Raw genomic sequence first — 14420 nt, 5'->3', positions numbered from 1 at the left:
TCCAAGGGCATCGCCGGCGTGCCGCGCGCCTCGCTCGTCGTCATCATGGCCACCCTGACCTATTTCGGCCTGCCCGAGGCCTGGATCGCCCTGGTGCTCGGCGTCGACCACCTGCTCGACATGGGCCGCTCGGCCACCAACGTCGTCGGCAACTCCGTCGCCGCCGCCGTCGTCGCCAAGTGGGAGGGCGAGCTGGAGGACATGCCGGAGGCCGAGCCCGCCAAGGCCTGACTTTCTCCGTAAAATCCCCGCGAAAGCGGGGACCCAGGCGTTTTATCGTCGAGGGCCCCCGCGCTTCAGAAAAAGCCTAGGCCCCCGCTTTCGCGGGGGTTTTACGGTTCTTGGGGTCTGGAAATGGAAAAGGGCGGGGCCTCGCGGTCCCGCCCTTTTCTTTTTCTCGGCGCTCGCCGCAGCCCCCTACTTCACCGTCTTGTCCACCGTCTCGCGGGTCACCGCGTGATAGAGCGGCCGGCTTTGCGCATAGATCCGCTTGGCGATCGACTGGCCCCAGTCGCCCTGGCCCCACAGCGACACGAACAGCGGGGCGACGAACTTGCGGCGGCCCTGGCCGGTCAGGAACTGCTCCAGCGACGGCACGGCCGGCTCGTAGCGGTTGGCCACGGCCAGTTGCAGCCAGGCGAAGCGGATCTCGCTGTTGCCCTGGGCCGACAGGCCGAAGGCCGTGTCGACGGCGGCCAGGCGCTCAGGCGACAGCTGGCGCGGCAGGCTGCCGACGAAGCGCACGCGCTCGGACGTGCTCCAGGCCTTCCAGGCCTCGAGCGGCGCGGGGCCGCCGGCGGCGAAGGCCTTGGCCTGGGCGTCGACGGCCTCGAAGGCCTTGGACTGCACGTGGACGGCGTTCTCCGGCAGGCCCGGCTGGTAGACCCAGCGCTGGACGTCGATCTTCGCCTCCAGGGCCTTGTCGCCCTTGAACAGGTGCGTGCGCAGGTCGGCGATGAAGCCCTCGGCGGTCTGCGGCTGGAAGGCGTGGCGGTCGAAATAGCCGCGCAGATAGGCGTCCCAGCGCTCGCGGCCGACCTCCTTCTCGATGGTGCGCAGGAAGGCCGCGCCCTTCTCGTAGGGGATGTCGGTCATGCCGTCGTCGGGATCGCGGCCGGTGAGGTCGATGTGCAGGCGGGTGTCGGGGCCGGTCGGACCGCCGGCCTCCTCGATCGCCCGGTGCAGGTCGGTCCAGCCCAGGTCGGCCAGCATGGCGGCCGTGTCCTTGCCGTACAGGGACTCCATGATCCGGTTCTCGAAATAGACCGTGAAGCCCTCGTTGAGCCAGAAGTCGGCCCAGGTGGCGTTGGTCACCAGGTTGCCCGACCACGAGTGCGCCAGCTCGTGCGCCACCAGGCTGACCAGCGAGCGGTCGCCGGCGATGATGGTGGGCGTGGCGAAGGTCAGGCGCGGGTTCTCCATGCCGCCGAACGGGAACGACGGCGGCAGGACCAGGAGGTCGTAGCGGCCCCAGCGATAGGGCCCGTAGAGCTTCTCGGCGGCCTCGACCATCTTCTCGACGTCGGCCAGTTCCCAGGCGGTCGCCTTCATCACCGACGGCTCGGTGTAGACGCCGGTGCGCTGGCCCAGCGGCTGGAACGCCAGGTCGCCGATCGCGATGGCGATCAGGTAGGGCGCGACCGGCTTGTCCATCCTGAAGCGGTAGGCGCGGCCGCCGGCGACGGGCTCGCCGTCCGGGGTCAGCTGTTCGGCGCTCATCACCGCCTTCAGGCCTTCGGGCGCGACGATCCGGGCGGTCCAGGTCTGGCGGATCCCCGGGCTGTCCTGGGTGGGGATCCAGGTGCGGTTGAGGATCGCCTCGCCCTGGCTGAACAGATAGGGCTTGGCCTTGCCCGCCGTCTGCGAGGGCGACAGCCATTGCAGGGCCGCGCCGTCCGGGGCGCTCTCATAGGCGATGACGATGCGCTTGGCGCCGTTCAGGGTCACGGTCAGCGGCGCGCCCAGGTGCGGGTCGGCCGCGCCCAGGGTCCACTTCAGCGCCTGGCCCTTGGCGTTGGTGATCGACTTGACGACCAGGCCCTTGGTGTCGAGCACCACGTCCTTGGCCCCCGGCGCCAACAACAGGTCGAGGGCGGCCGTGCCGACCATCTTCTTGCCGGTGAAGTCGGCGGTCAGGTCGAGGTCGACATGGGTGACCCGGGCGATCTTCGGCTTGGCGTAGGAGTGGATGTCCGTCGCGTCCGAGGCGGTCGACAGTGGGGCGACCATCGGCTTGGCCGGCGCGGCCTGGGCCAGGGCGGGAACGGCGGCGGCGCCGAGCAGCGCCGCCATGAGGACGGCGCGCGGGGTGTTCGAGATCAGGGACATGAGCAATCCGTGGAAGCGGAACTTTGCCCCCTTATTCCAGATACCGCCGCCTACAGATAGTCGAGCAGGCTCATCCCGGTCTTGATCGACCCGTCGGGGCCGAACATCGACGAAAGTTTCGCCGACAGGTTCTGCGTCGCGACCATCTTCTCGTACAGCGCCGGGGTCCAGCCGACCGCCTCGCGCTCCTCGGCGCTCATCGAGACGTACTGCGAGACCAGGGTGCGGCCGAAGGTCGAGCCGTCGCCCGACTGCTGGGCCGCCTTCCAGTAGGACGACACGCCCTCGCGGTTGCGGCTGCGGATCTCGCCGGCGGCTTCCTTGGCCTCGTGCTCGGAAAAATGGCCGCCCTTGTTGAGGGCGATGGCCGACAGCGAGCGGTCGTCGAAGCGGGTGAAATCGATCTTGCCGGCGTCGGGGCCCGTGGCCATCCCCTCCCCGGTCGCCAGCGAATACTGCCGGTCCAGCGCGACGCGAACGTCGGCGACCACGTCGTCGATGTCGCGCGAGCGGGGGTTGGAGACGACGCCGCCATTGGCCTTGACGTAGGCGGCGACCGGATCGTCGGCGATGCCGGTGGGCGCGGTTCCGGGCTTGGCCGTCGACTGGCGCAGGCCCTCGACCAGGGCGGCCTTCTCGTTCTGCCACTTCAGCGTGGCCTTCTCCTCGGTCCCCGCGGCCTCGTGGCGGGTCAGGGCGGCCTTGTAGAGGCCGGCATAGTCACCGGTGACCCGGGCGTCAGCCGCGGGCCCGGCCAGCGCGGCGTCCTGGCCGGCCTTCAGTTGCAGGCTGGCGACCACCTGCTCCTCGATCGGGAACTTTCCGCCCTGGTTGGAGGCGATGGCGTAGAGGGCCCGGCGGTCCAGGCCCGAGACGTCGATCGTCGCCTTGCCGTCCTTGAGAGCGCTGGTCGCCTTGGCGGCCGACAGCAGGGCGTCGAGGCTCTTGCGGGCGTCGGACACCACGGTCGCGAGGTCGCGGCCGTCGGCCTTGCCGGCCAGCGCCGCCTGGGCTTCCGCCGACAGGGTGACGCTGACGCTCGATGCGCCCGTCCTGGCGGCCTCGGCGGCCTTGGCCTGCTGCTGGGCGGCGGTTCCCGTCTGGGTGTTCGTCGCGCCCGCATAGGCATAGGCGGCGGCGTAGCCCTGCGACCCGATCCTGGTCATCACGCACTCGAGCTCGATTCAACTTCGGCGAGTTGTATCAGGCTCGATGCGATTTGAAATGTTTGGAAATCAGAAGGTTGGTTGGTTAACAGCCCTCCCCCTTCCATCCCGTCATTCCCGCCCTTGTGGCGGGAATGACGGGAAGTTGGAGAGGTCCTACCCCTCGTGACCCGGCTTGCGCGGTGTCGCCCAGGGGTCGGACACGTCGGCCAGCACCACCTCGATGCAGTCGACGGCCACCTTCAGGTCACCGCCGCCGGCGAAGGTCAGCAGCACCGTGCCGCCCGGCGCCTCCTGCCCCGGCTCGAAGCCGATCGACAGCAGTTCGACGACCGCCTGCTTGGCGTCGCGGCGCAGGTTGCGGGCCTGGACGCCGGTGACGTCGCCCAGCTGCAGGGCCGAGCGCACGCGCTCGCCGCCCTTGCCCCGCTTGGCGCCCGCTTCCCAGCGGAAGCGGTTGCAGGCGAGCGTCAGGGTGCGGGCCCCGGCGTCCCAGCGGATGTCGCCGATCTTGGCCACGGCGTCCTGCAGGGCGGCCGAGACCACCTCGAGGTCGGCGGGCTCCTGGGCCAGCAGGCGAAGGGGGGCTGCGGTCATGGCTTACAGCTCCGGTTCGCCGTCGCCCTTGATGCGACGCACCTGGGCCCCGCAGGCGCCCAGCTTCTCTTCCAGCCGTTCGAAGCCGCGATCCAGGTGATAGATGCGCGACACGACAGTCTCGCCGCGCGCCACCAGGCCCGCGATCACCAGGCTGACCGACGCCCGCAGGTCGGTGGCCATCACCTCGGCGCCTTCCAGCTGGGCGACGCCGCGCACGCGGGCCTCGCCGCCGTGCACCGAGATGTCGGCGCCCAGGCGCATCAGCTCGGGGGCGTGCATGAAGCGGTTCTCGAAGATGGTCTCGCGGATGTGGCTCTCGCCGTTCGCCGTGGTCATCAGGGCCATGAACTGGGCCTGCAGGTCGGTGGCGAAGCCGGGGAACGGCGCGGTCTCGATGTCGACCGCGTTGAGGCGCGAGCCGTTGCGCTTGACGATGACGCCGTCTTCGGTGCGCACGACCGTGGCGCCGGCCTCCTCGAGCTTGACCGACAGGCTCTCGATCAGTTCCGGACGAGCGTTGGTCAGGCGCACTTCACCGCCGGCCATGGCGGCGGCGACGGCGTAGGTGCCCATCTCGATGCGGTCGGGGATCACCGCGTGGGTCGCGCCCTTCAGGCGGGCGACGCCGGTGATGGTGACCGTGGGGGTGCCCGCGCCCTCGACCTTGGCGCCCATGGCGTTCAGGCATTCCTGCAGGTCGACCAGTTCCGGCTCGCAGGCGGCGTTCTTGATCACCGTCACGCCGTCGGCCAGCACGGCGGCCAGCATGGCGTGCTCGGTGGCGCCGACCGAGACGATCGGGAAGCTGATCTCGGCGCCCTTCAGGCCGCGCGGGGCCTGGGCGTAGACGTAGCCTTCGTGCAGGTCGATCTTGGCGCCCAGGGCCTCCAGGGCCTGCAGGTGCAGGTCCACGGGACGCGCGCCGATGGTGCAGCCGCCGGGCAAGCTGACCTTGGCCTGGCCCGAGCGGGCGACCAGCGGGCCCAGCACGTTGAACGAGGCGCGCATCTGGCGGACGAGATCATAGGGCGCAAAGCCGCTGGTGATCTCCGGCGCGTGCAGGATGGTCTGCTGGCCGTCCGGACCGTCGCTTTCGGTGACGCTGACGCCCAGGCGCGTCAGCAGCTTGCCGAGGAATCGCGTGTCGGCCAGGCGCGGCATGTTGGTCAGGCGCAGCGGCTCGTCGGTGAGCAGGCTGGCGGCCATCAGCTTGATGGCCGAGTTCTTGGCGCCGCTGACGGGGATGACCCCGTTCAGCTGCGCGCCGCCGGTGATGGCGATGCGATCCAATGAAAATCCCTCGAACGCGCGAAAAAGACGTCCTTCGCGCGGGTCACATGTGAGGTCGCGGTTCTAACGCTTGCAAGAGGTCATGCAAGAGGCCGCGCCGATTCCCCTATTCGTCGCCTTGCGGGGACGATTCAGGCTTGGCCGCGGCGCTGGCGGACGCCTTTCGACGGCGAAGGTTGGTTCGCAGGGCCTGGGCCAGCCGCGCCTCGCGATCGGCTTTTTCCTTGTCCTGACTGGGGTTTGACGTCGGTGACCGGCTCATGTGTCCACAGGTGAATTACGTGCGAGCCTCGGTCTATACGATTTGGGCTTTGCAATCCCGGAAATCGTTGGCTATACGCCCCTCCTCGCCGCCGCCGTAGCTCAGTGGTAGAGCGCATCCTTGGTAAGGCTGAGGTCGGCAGTTCAATCCTGCCCGGCGGCACCACGGGGACCCAGATGGAAGTCTGGGTCCCCACCACACTCCAAAAATGCGGCGAGATCCAAACGCTTAGGCGACGCTTCGGCGCGCCCTACAGGCTTCCCGCCTCGCCGGCCGGGACCGCCCCCTGCACGAACTCGATCAGGTTTCCGGCCAGGTCGCGGATGAAGCAGGCCGTGCCGTGCGGCATGATCTTCAGCCAGACGATGTCGGCGCCCCTTCCCTTCAGTTCCTCGACCAGGGCGGGCACGTCCGGCGCGACGAAGGCCACGTGCTTGACGCCGTGGGTGTGGACGTCGCGATCCGGGATCCGGCGCTCGTCCGGCAGAGGCGCGGCGCCCGGAACCTCGAACAGCTCGATCCGCAGGTCGCCATTGGAGATCATCGCCACCCGCGCGGGGATGGTCGGGATCTCGAAACGGCGTTCCAGGCAAAAGCCGAGCACCCGTCCGTACCATTCCACCGCCGCGTCGAGGTCGGGGACGCTGATTCCCCCATGATGGAAGCCGTACCGGAAGCCGCTCATCGATAGTCCCCGCCGCGCGCATGGAGATCGCCATGCGATCGCGCATTGTCGCGGGTCGAGGACGGAGCGCCACTCGCCCATGCGGTCCGCTCGCACAGCGAACGTCGCGCCCGAAGCTCAAGTTTTCAAGCGCCCTATACTTCACCAAGCTGAAGCTTGAATGCCGCCAAACGTAGACTTCCCGACGCAGATAACGGGCTACCGATGCGCTGTCCTGACGCATTACGCGAGTCAGGCGGGCCCTATACACATCGATTAAGCATATCGATTAACCACAGCTGATCGGGGGAGCGTCGATGACGTTCGACTTCGCACGCCAGGCCACGGGCTTGGCGGCCATAGCGACCTGCTGCCTGCTCGCCGCCCTCGCCGCCCCCGGCCTGGCCGCCGCCCAGGTTCTGGAAATCGGCGACGAGGGCGAGGTCACGCGCTTCGACGGTCCCGCCGTGCATACCGGCGCGAGCGTCGAGGCCATCACGCTGCCGGCGCCTCCGGCGACGGTTCCGGCCGCGACGCTCGTCGAAGAGGGCCACGAGGACGTGCGCCGCGAGATCGCCGTGGCCGCCGCCGCCTACTCCCTGGATCCCAAGCTGATCGAGGCGGTCGCCTGGCGCGAAAGCCGCTTCAAGCCGACCGCCCGTTCGCGCAAGGGCGCCATGGGCGTCATGCAACTGATGCCGGCCACCGCCCGCGACCTCGGCGTCGATCCGTCGGACATGGCCCAGAACGTCCGCGGCGGGGCGATGTACCTGCGCCAGATGCTCACCCGCTTCGGCGGCGACGTGAAGCTGGCGCTGGCCGCCTACAACGCCGGCCCCGGGGCCGTCCTCAAGCACGGCGGCGTGCCGCCCTACGCCGAAACCCAAGCCTACGTCACCTCGATCCTCGGCCGCATGGCCGTGTCGGGCGCCGCCTTCGCCGTTCCCGCCTTTGGAGTCTCCAACTGATGCGCAAGTTTCTGAACGCCCGCGCCGCCGCGCTGGCGACCGCTCTCATGGCCGCCGCCGGCCAGGCCCACGCCCAGGTCGCCCAGGCCGACCCGCAAGGCTCGTCGGCCGTGCTGTCCGGCGTAATGTGGCTGCAGGGCACGCTGCTGGGCAACGTCGCCACCGCCGTGGCGGTGATGGCCGTGGCCGCCGTCGGCTTCATGATGCTGACCGGCCGCATGAACTGGCGCTACGGCGCGACGGTCATCCTGGGCTGCTTCATCCTGTTCGGCGCGACGACCATCGTCAGCGGCATTCGCACGGCGGCGGGCGCGTAGAGCCCGATGGCCGCTCCCCTCGATCGCGACGTGGTGTTCGGAGCCCTGACCCGGCCCCAGATGTTCGCCGGCGTGACCTACAGCTACTTCGTCGTCAACGGCGTGGTCACGACCGAGCTGTTCCTGATCACCAAGTCGTTCTGGGCGCTGCTGGCGGCGCTCGTGATCCACGCGATCGGCTACGCGGCCTGCCTGCGCGAACCGCGCATCTTCGACCTGTGGCTGACCAAGGTCAGCCGCTGCCCCCGCGTTCCCAATTTCCGGGCCTGGCGATGCAACAGCTACCAACCATGAACCGGAAAAAGGAAGCGTCGGCCGGCAAGCGCCTGCCCTACGCCCGCCTGCTGGACGAGCGCACCATCGAGACGCGCGACGGCCTGCTGATGCAGGTCATCCACCTGGCCGGCCTGCCGTTCGAGACCGCCGACAGCGAGACGCTGAACTACCGCAAGGCCGTGCGCGACGTGATGCTGCGCGGCCTGGCCTCCTCGCGCTTCGCCGTCTACCACCACGTCATCCGCCGCGAGGCCAAGGTCGGAACGGAAGGCGCGTTCGCCGACAGCTTCAGCGCCCGGCTGGACGCCGAGTGGAGCGCGCGCCTCGCGGGCCGCAGACTCTACGTCAACGACCTCTTCCTGACGATCGTGCGCAGGCCCTTGCAGGGCCAGGGCGGACTGATCGACAAGGCCCTGCGCCTGGCCAAGGGCTCGGCGCAAGGTTCCGGCCAGAAGGCCCAGGACCGCCGCGAACTCGACGCCGCGCGCGACAGCCTGGTCTCGGCCCTGGCGCCCTACGGCGCGCGGGTGCTTTCCCAGTACGAGGGCGCGAGCGGGACCTGCTCCGAGCCGCTGGAATTCCTGTCCTGCCTCTACAACGGCGAGATGCGCCCGGTGCTGGCTCCGGAGGGCGACGCCGGCGAGTACCTGCCCTATCGCCGGGTCAGCTTCGGCCACGAGACCCTGGAACTGTCGCGCGCCGGCGCCCTGGCGCGGAGCTTTTCCTCGATCGTCTCGGTCAAGGACTATCCCGCCCAGACCACGCCGGGGATGCTCGACGACCTGCTGCGCCTGCCGTGCGAGATGGTGGTGACGCAGAGCTTCGGCTTCGTCGACCGCCAGCCGACGCTGGACCGCATGAACCTTGCCTTGCGCCGGATGCGCGCGGCCGACGACGACGCCATCAGCGTCAAGGCCGACCTGATCCGCGCCAAGGACGACGTGGTCAGCGGCCGCGCCGCCTTCGGCGAGCATCATCTGTCGGTTCTGGTGCGCGGCGAAAGCATCGAAGGCCTCGACCAGTCGACCGCCGAGGTGATGAGCGCCTTCACCGAGATGGGCGCCATCGCCGTGCGCGAGGACGTCAATCTGGAACCGGCCTTCTGGGCGCAGTTCCCGGGCAACTTCAAGGACGTCGCCCGCCGCGCGCTGATCTCGACCGCCAATTTCGCCGGCTTCGCCAGCGGCCACAACTTCCCGGTCGGCAAGGCCCTGGGCAACCACTGGGGCCCGGCGGTGACGCTGCTGGAGACCACCTCGGCCGGCCCCTACCACTTCAACTTCCACAAGGGCGATCTGGGCAACTTCACGATCATCGGGCCGTCGGGCTCGGGCAAGACCGTGGTGCTGAACTTCCTGCTGGCCCAGGCCCAGAAGTACAAGCCGCGCACGGTCTTCTTCGACAAGGACCGCGGGGCCGAGATCTTCCTGCGCGCCATCGGCGGCCGCTACGAGGTGCTGCGCCCCGGCCGGGCCACGGGCTTCAACCCGCTGGCCCTGGAGGATGCGCCGGCCAACCGCCGCTTCGTCGCCGACTGGATCGCGCGGCTGGTCAGCCAGCCCGGCGAGAGCCTGACGCCCGACGACCTGGCCCGCATCAAGGACGCCGTCGACGCCAACTACGACCAGGCGCCGAAGCTTCGTCGCCTGCGGTTCTTCGCCGAGCTGTTCAAGGGCGCGCGCCGCCCCGACGCCGCCGACCTCTTCGCCCGGCTGGCGCCGTGGCACGGCGCGGGCGAGCACGCCTGGCTGTTCGACAACGCCGAGGACGGCCTGGACCTTTCGGCCGCCACCCTGGGCTTCGACATGACCCAGCTGCTGGACGACCCGGCCCTGCGCACGCCGGCCATGATGTACCTGTTCCACCGCGTGGAGCAGCGCCTGGACGGCCATCCGACCCTGATCGTCGTCGACGAGGGCTGGAAGGCGCTGGACGACGACGTCTTCGTCGCCCGGATCAAGGACTGGGAAAAGACCCTGCGCAAGCGCAACGGCCTGGTCGGCTTCGCCACCCAGTCGGCCCAGGACGCCCTGGAGAGCCGCATCGCCAGCGCCATCGTCGAGCAGGCCGCCACCCAGATCTTCATGGCCAACCCGAAGGCCCAGGCCCGCGACTACTGCGGGGGCTTCGGCCTGACCGAGCACGAGTTCGAGCTGGTCCGCAGCCTGCCCGACACCGCCCGCTGCTTCCTGATCAAGCACGGGAGCGACAGCGTCGTGGCCCGCCTGAACCTGGCCGGCTCGCCCGAACTGCTGACGGTGCTGTCGGGCCGCGAGAGCACGGTGCGCCGACTCGACGCCCTGCGCGAACACCTGGGCGACGCCCCCGAAGCCTGGATGGCCAGGCTCCTGAAGGAGGCCGCATGACCCCTGTCTCCTGCCCCGCCGCCGACGCCCCGCTGGTGCAGGGCCTGATCGGCTCGGTCGACTGCCAGGTGCATGGCCTGGCCCAGGCCGGCTATGCGGCCCTGTCGGCGCCCGGCTCGCCGGTCTCGACCCTGCTGACCGTGCTGATGACCCTCTATGTGGGCTTCATGGGCTACCGGCTGGTGCTGGGGCGCGGAACCCTGCGGATCGGCGACGCCACCATCGCGGCCGTGAAGCTGGCGCTGGTCGTGGCGCTGGCCACCAACTGGGCGCTGCTGGAGACCCTGGCCTACGACCTGCTGTTCAAGGCCCCGACCGAGGTCGGAAGCCTGTTGCTGGCCCAGTTGGACGGCGGCGGCGCCGGCAGGCTCGATCCCTTCGTGCGCCTGCAGGCCGCCTTCGACACGCTGCAGGACGCCGCCAAGCATTTCGCGACCCGGGCCGGCGCCCGTGACGCGGCCCTGCAGGGCGGCCCCGGCTTCGCGGCCTTCGCCGCCAATGTCGGCGGGCTGGTCATGCTGCTGACCAGCCTGGGCGTCGTCCTGGCCTGCAAGGTCGTGCTGTCGGTGCTGCTGGCGCTGGCCCCCATCGTCGCGGGCCTGCTGCTGTTCGAGACCACGCGCGGCCTCGTCGAGGGCTGGCTGAAGGCGATGATCGCCCTGGCCGTCCTGCCGATGATCGCCACCCTGGCCCTGTCGCTGGAACTGGCGATGATGGCCCCGGCCCTGAAGGCCCTGAAGGCCCTGAAGGACGCCCAGCAGTTCGCCGAGCTCGACATGGGGCCGGCGATCACGGTGCTGGTGCTTAGCCTCGTGTTCGCCGCCGTGCTGGTCGCCGCCGCCATAGCGGTATGCGTGATCGCCGCCGGTCTGCGCCTGCCGCGAGAGCGGTCGGTCGACCGGGAAGTCCCGCCCGTATCCATGCCCGACGCCTCGACCGCCTCGCCGCTGGAGCCGCCCTCGCGCGCCGCCCACGTGGCCGCCGCCGCCGTCAATCTGGCCCGGCGCGAGGAGCAGGCCGCCGCCAGCGCCGCCGCCGCGTCCTCGACCGTCGGCCCGCGCCGCCTGGTGGTGGTGTCCGACCGCACGGAGACCGCGCCGGCCTCCGGCTCGACCACCGCCCCGACCGCCGCCGCCGTCCCGCTGGGCGCCAGCTATCGCCGTCCGGCCTCGCCCCGCCTCGCCGCCTCCGGAACCCGGAGAGACCAGTGACCCCGCTTATCCGTTCCGGAGTTTCGCCCGTGAAGCGCCCGCTTCTGGCCCTGTCGCTCGCCTGTCTGCTGGCCACGCCTGTCCTGGCCCAGACCAGCCTTGCCCAGACCAGCCCGGCCCAGCCGGCCGCCGCCCCGGCGTCCGCGCCCGACCCGCGCATCCGCACCCTGCCCTACGATCCCGACCAGGTTTACCGCCTGAGCGGCGTCATGGGCTTCCAGACCATGCTGGAGTTCGCCCCCGACGAGCGGATCGAGAACGTCTCGATCGGCGACGCCGTGGGCTGGCAGGTGACGCCGAACAAGCGCGCCAACCTGCTGTTCCTCAAGCCGATGGACCGTGCGCCGGCCACCAACATGACCGTCGTCACCGACCGCCGTCGCTACGTCTTCGAACTGTCGGTGTCGCCGGGCGGCGGCCCCGCCGACGCATCCTACGTGCTGCGCTTCCGCTACCCGCCCGCCACCGTCGTGGCCCCCGTCCCAACCGCCGAACCGGCGGCTCCCCCTCCCGCGCGCAACACCGCGTACTCGGTAAGGGGATCGCGGGCGGTGACGCCTTCGGGCGTCTTCGACGACGGCCGCGCCACCTATTTCGCCTGGACCGGACAAACCGAACTGCCGGCCATCTTCGTCATCGGCGCCGACGGCTCCGAAGGCCTGGCCAACGCCGTGGTCAAGGACGGGCATCTGGTCGTCGACCAGGTGGCTCCCCGCTTCGTGCTGCGCAGCGACAAGGCCCGAGCCACGGTCGTCAACCGCGCCTGGCGCAAGATCCAAGCCCCGGAGAAGGCCGGATGACCCAGGACATCGATCCGCGCCTGACGCCCCAGGTCCAGGACGACCTGGCCGCCGCCGACGCCCAGGCCCGCCCCTCGGTGGGCAAGGCCGGCGGCGTCTCGAACCTCGCCATCATGGTCGCCTTCGGCGTGTTCGGCCTGGCCGTGTTCGCCTGGCTGTCGACCCATCGCGCCGACGCTCGCCCGCAGACGCCCGCGATCCCCGCAGCCCAGCCGACGCCGCCCGCCCCTCCGCCGCCGCCGCCCGTGGCCAAGGTCGCCCAGGTGCAGGGCCCGCTCTACACCGTGCCCGCGCCGCAGTTCACGGTCGACAACAGCGCGCCAGACCTGGATCGGCCGCCGCTGCCGGATCCGAGCCAGATCCCGCCGCCGCCGGCTCCGCTCATCTCCGTACCGGACGATGCCGGGCGTCGCCGGGCGCCGACTCTCGTGGTCGACCTCAGCGACCGCGACGGCGCCCCGACCGCCGGCGGCGAGGGCGGACGCGCCGTCGCCCTCAACCCCGAAGAACGCGTCTCCGACCGCGTCGGCCTGGACGACGCCGCGCCCGCCAGGGCCACGGCCATGCGTGACCTCGACGCCATCGTCCCGCAGGGCGCGGTGATCCCGGCGGTGATGGAGACGGCGATCAATTCCGACCTGCCCGGCCTGGCCCGCGCCATGGTCACCCGCGACGTCAAGAGCTTCGACGGCTCCACCGTGCTGATCCCGCGCGGCAGCCGGGTGATCGGCCAGTACAAGTCGGGCCTGGCGCTCGGCGCCAGCCGCGTCTTCGTGATCTGGACCCGGGTGATCCGCCCCGACGGCGTGTCGGTGCAGATCGGCTCGCCGGCCGCCGACCCGCTGGGCCGCGGCGGGCTGGAGGGCAAGGTCGACCGCCACTTCTTCACCCGCTTCGGCGGCTCGATCCTGACCTCGGTGCTCAGCGCCGGCGTCGCGGCGGTCAGCAACAGCCGGGCCAATTCGCAGATCTACATCGGCTCGATGTCGGAAGCGGCCAACATGGCCAACGCCGCCAAGGGGACCAACACCTCGCCGACCATCAGGACGCCCCAGGGCGCGCCGGTGACGATCTTCGTCGCCCGCGACCTCGACTTCTCCGGCGTGCGGGGCCTGAAATGACCCATCACGCCCCGATGGGGGTCTATCTGGAGGCCTACCTGGCGCCGCTGGCGCCGTGGCTGGCCGATCCGGCGGTGACCGACCTCTACGTCAACCGGCCTGGCGAGCTCTGGGTCGAGCGGATGGGCGGCGCCGTCGTCCCCGTGGCCGCGCCCGACCTCGACGAGACCAACCTCTGGCGCCTGGCCCGCCAGGTCGCCGCCCTCGCCCATCAGGGCGTAAGCCGCGAGCACCCCCTGCTGTCGGCCGTGCTGCCCGACGGCGCGCGCGTGCAGGTCGTCGCCCCGCCCGCCACGCGCGGCGGGATCGTCATGGCCATCCGCAAGCACGTGGTCTCGGACCTGTCGCTCGACGACTACGCCCGCGCCGGCGCCTTCGATCGCGCGACAGCGCCCCTGGTTCGCCCCGACGCGGCGCTGCGGACGCTGCTGGACGCCGGCGACGTGCGCGGCTTCCTGTCGGCCGCCGTGCGGGCGGGCAAGAACATCGTCGTCAGCGGCGGCACCTCTACCGGCAAGACCACCTTCCTCAACGCCCTGCTGAAGGAGGTCCCTCTCGACCAGCGCCTGGTGCTGATCGAGGATGCGCCCGAGATCCGCCTCGTCCACCCCAACGCCGTGGGCCTGGTGGCCGCGCGCGGCGAGCAGGGCGAGGCCCGGATCGGGACCGAAGACCTGCTGCAGGCCTCTCTGCGCCTTCGGCCCGACCGCATCATCCTGGGCGAGCTGCGCGGGGCCGAGGCCTTCAGCTTCCTGCGGGCCGTCTCCAGCGGCCACCCGGGCTCGATGACCACGGTCCACGCCGACGACCCGCGCGGCGCCGTCGAGCAGCTGGCCCTGATGGCCCTGCAGGCCGGCGCCAATCTTCGACGCCAGGACGTGGTCGACCACGTCGAGCGCGTCGTCGACGTCTTCGTCCAGCTTCACCGCCAGGACGGCGTCCGCGCCGTCCGGGAGATCGTGTTCATAGACCGCTAGCGACGGCCTTCACCCACCTTGTTTTTCGCGTTCAGCGCGCCCGCACCGCGGGCGTGATCGGGGACCTATTGTTC

The 14420-nt window shown here is 70.5% G+C and carries 14 protein-coding genes and 1 tRNA gene; 10 read left to right on the top strand and 5 right to left on the bottom strand.

The annotated features are described in order from the left end of the window. The coding region (locus V6S85_RS25865) for a cation:dicarboxylate symporter family transporter (protein ID WP_334350722.1) at positions 1 to 231 on the top strand (231 nt) is incomplete at its 5' end. A gap of 186 nt (positions 232 to 417) precedes the next feature. Here the strand turns inward: V6S85_RS25865 and V6S85_RS25860 are convergent. The 4 genes from V6S85_RS25860 to murA form a co-directional block, all read right to left on the bottom strand. Next, positions 418 to 2328, bottom strand: a complete 1911-nt coding sequence (locus V6S85_RS25860; protein ID WP_334350721.1) for a M1 family metallopeptidase — start codon at positions 2326 to 2328, stop codon at positions 418 to 420. 50 nt (positions 2329 to 2378) lie between these two features. Further along, positions 2379 to 3494, bottom strand: coding sequence for a hypothetical protein (locus V6S85_RS25855; protein WP_334350720.1), 1116 nt, complete (start codon positions 3492 to 3494; stop codon positions 2379 to 2381). A gap of 156 nt (positions 3495 to 3650) precedes the next feature. After that, positions 3651 to 4091: a DUF2948 family protein gene (locus tag V6S85_RS25850; RefSeq protein WP_334350719.1), complete on the bottom strand. Its 441-nt coding sequence runs from the start codon at positions 4089 to 4091 to the stop codon at positions 3651 to 3653. Positions 4092 to 4094: 3 nt separating this feature from the next. Beyond that, entirely contained in the window at positions 4095 to 5384 is a 1290-nt protein-coding gene (gene murA / locus V6S85_RS25845) for a UDP-N-acetylglucosamine 1-carboxyvinyltransferase (RefSeq protein WP_101714849.1), read from the bottom strand. Positions 5385 to 5736: 352 nt separating this feature from the next. On the opposite strand from murA, the gene V6S85_RS25840 reads away from it, so the two are divergent. Beyond that, positions 5737 to 5811 (top strand) — tRNA-Thr (locus V6S85_RS25840). A gap of 85 nt (positions 5812 to 5896) precedes the next feature. Here V6S85_RS25840 and V6S85_RS25835 read toward each other — a convergent pair. Next, complete coding sequence (locus tag V6S85_RS25835; RefSeq protein ID WP_334350718.1) at positions 5897 to 6331, bottom strand: VOC family protein; 435 nt, start codon at positions 6329 to 6331, stop codon at positions 5897 to 5899. Positions 6332 to 6627: 296 nt separating this feature from the next. On the opposite strand from V6S85_RS25835, the gene V6S85_RS25830 reads away from it, so the two are divergent. Genes V6S85_RS25830 through virB11 form a run of 8 tightly spaced genes read left to right on the top strand, consistent with a single transcriptional unit; the run spans position 6628 to position 14346 of the window. Further along, entirely contained in the window at positions 6628 to 7278 is a 651-nt protein-coding gene (locus tag V6S85_RS25830) for a lytic transglycosylase domain-containing protein (protein WP_334350717.1), read from the top strand. Then, positions 7278 to 7595, top strand: coding sequence for a TrbC/VirB2 family protein (locus tag V6S85_RS25825; RefSeq protein ID WP_116565824.1), 318 nt, complete (start codon positions 7278 to 7280; stop codon positions 7593 to 7595). Before V6S85_RS25830 ends, V6S85_RS25825 begins: the two co-directional genes overlap by 1 nt. Positions 7596 to 7601: 6 nt before the next feature. After that, on the top strand, positions 7602 to 7889 hold the full coding sequence (locus V6S85_RS25820) for a type IV secretion system protein VirB3 (RefSeq protein WP_058350403.1): 288 nt from the start codon (positions 7602 to 7604) through the stop codon (positions 7887 to 7889). Beyond that, complete coding sequence (locus V6S85_RS25815) at positions 7886 to 10237, top strand: VirB4 family type IV secretion/conjugal transfer ATPase (RefSeq protein ID WP_243410498.1); 2352 nt, start codon at positions 7886 to 7888, stop codon at positions 10235 to 10237. The genes V6S85_RS25820 and V6S85_RS25815 overlap by 4 nt, the downstream gene beginning before the upstream one ends. Next, positions 10234 to 11448, top strand: a complete 1215-nt coding sequence (locus V6S85_RS25810; RefSeq protein WP_334350716.1) for a type IV secretion system protein — start codon at positions 10234 to 10236, stop codon at positions 11446 to 11448. Before V6S85_RS25815 ends, V6S85_RS25810 begins: the two co-directional genes overlap by 4 nt. A gap of 29 nt (positions 11449 to 11477) precedes the next feature. After that, positions 11478 to 12248, top strand: coding sequence for a TrbG/VirB9 family P-type conjugative transfer protein (locus V6S85_RS25805; RefSeq protein WP_334350715.1), 771 nt, complete (start codon positions 11478 to 11480; stop codon positions 12246 to 12248). Beyond that, positions 12245 to 13369 carry a TrbI/VirB10 family protein gene (locus V6S85_RS25800; RefSeq protein ID WP_334350714.1) on the top strand — a complete coding sequence of 375 codons (1125 nt, stop codon included), beginning with the start codon at positions 12245 to 12247 and terminating at the stop codon, positions 13367 to 13369. The genes V6S85_RS25805 and V6S85_RS25800 overlap by 4 nt, the downstream gene beginning before the upstream one ends. Continuing rightward, positions 13366 to 14346, top strand: a complete 981-nt coding sequence (gene virB11, locus V6S85_RS25795; RefSeq protein ID WP_334350713.1) for a P-type DNA transfer ATPase VirB11 — start codon at positions 13366 to 13368, stop codon at positions 14344 to 14346. Before V6S85_RS25800 ends, virB11 begins: the two co-directional genes overlap by 4 nt. Positions 14347 to 14420: the final 74 nt, after the last annotated feature.

Origin of the sequence: Caulobacter sp. CCNWLW153 (assembly GCF_036889365.1) — a bacterium.
In the GTDB taxonomy this organism is placed as follows: domain Bacteria; phylum Pseudomonadota; class Alphaproteobacteria; order Caulobacterales; family Caulobacteraceae; genus Caulobacter; species Caulobacter radicis.
The sequence above is the reverse complement of the archived record's forward strand: the minus strand, read 5'-3'. Positions and strand labels throughout refer to the sequence as shown.

Coding starts and splice junctions, on each gene's coding strand:
- virB11 (WP_334350713.1), top strand. CDS start 13,366: ATGACCCATCACGCCCCGATGGGGGTCTATCTGGAGGCCTACCTGGCG.
- V6S85_RS25860 (WP_334350721.1), bottom strand. CDS start 2,328: ATGTCCCTGATCTCGAACACCCCGCGCGCCGTCCTCATGGCGGCGCTG.
- V6S85_RS25810 (WP_334350716.1), top strand. CDS start 10,234: ATGACCCCTGTCTCCTGCCCCGCCGCCGACGCCCCGCTGGTGCAGGGC.
- V6S85_RS25835 (WP_334350718.1), bottom strand. CDS start 6,331: ATGAGCGGCTTCCGGTACGGCTTCCATCATGGGGGAATCAGCGTCCCC.
- V6S85_RS25855 (WP_334350720.1), bottom strand. CDS start 3,494: ATGACCAGGATCGGGTCGCAGGGCTACGCCGCCGCCTATGCCTATGCG.
- V6S85_RS25850 (WP_334350719.1), bottom strand. CDS start 4,091: ATGACCGCAGCCCCCCTTCGCCTGCTGGCCCAGGAGCCCGCCGACCTC.
- V6S85_RS25815 (WP_243410498.1), top strand. CDS start 7,886: ATGAACCGGAAAAAGGAAGCGTCGGCCGGCAAGCGCCTGCCCTACGCC.
- V6S85_RS25800 (WP_334350714.1), top strand. CDS start 12,245: ATGACCCAGGACATCGATCCGCGCCTGACGCCCCAGGTCCAGGACGAC.
- V6S85_RS25830 (WP_334350717.1), top strand. CDS start 6,628: ATGACGTTCGACTTCGCACGCCAGGCCACGGGCTTGGCGGCCATAGCG.
- V6S85_RS25820 (WP_058350403.1), top strand. CDS start 7,602: ATGGCCGCTCCCCTCGATCGCGACGTGGTGTTCGGAGCCCTGACCCGG.
- V6S85_RS25825 (WP_116565824.1), top strand. CDS start 7,278: ATGCGCAAGTTTCTGAACGCCCGCGCCGCCGCGCTGGCGACCGCTCTC.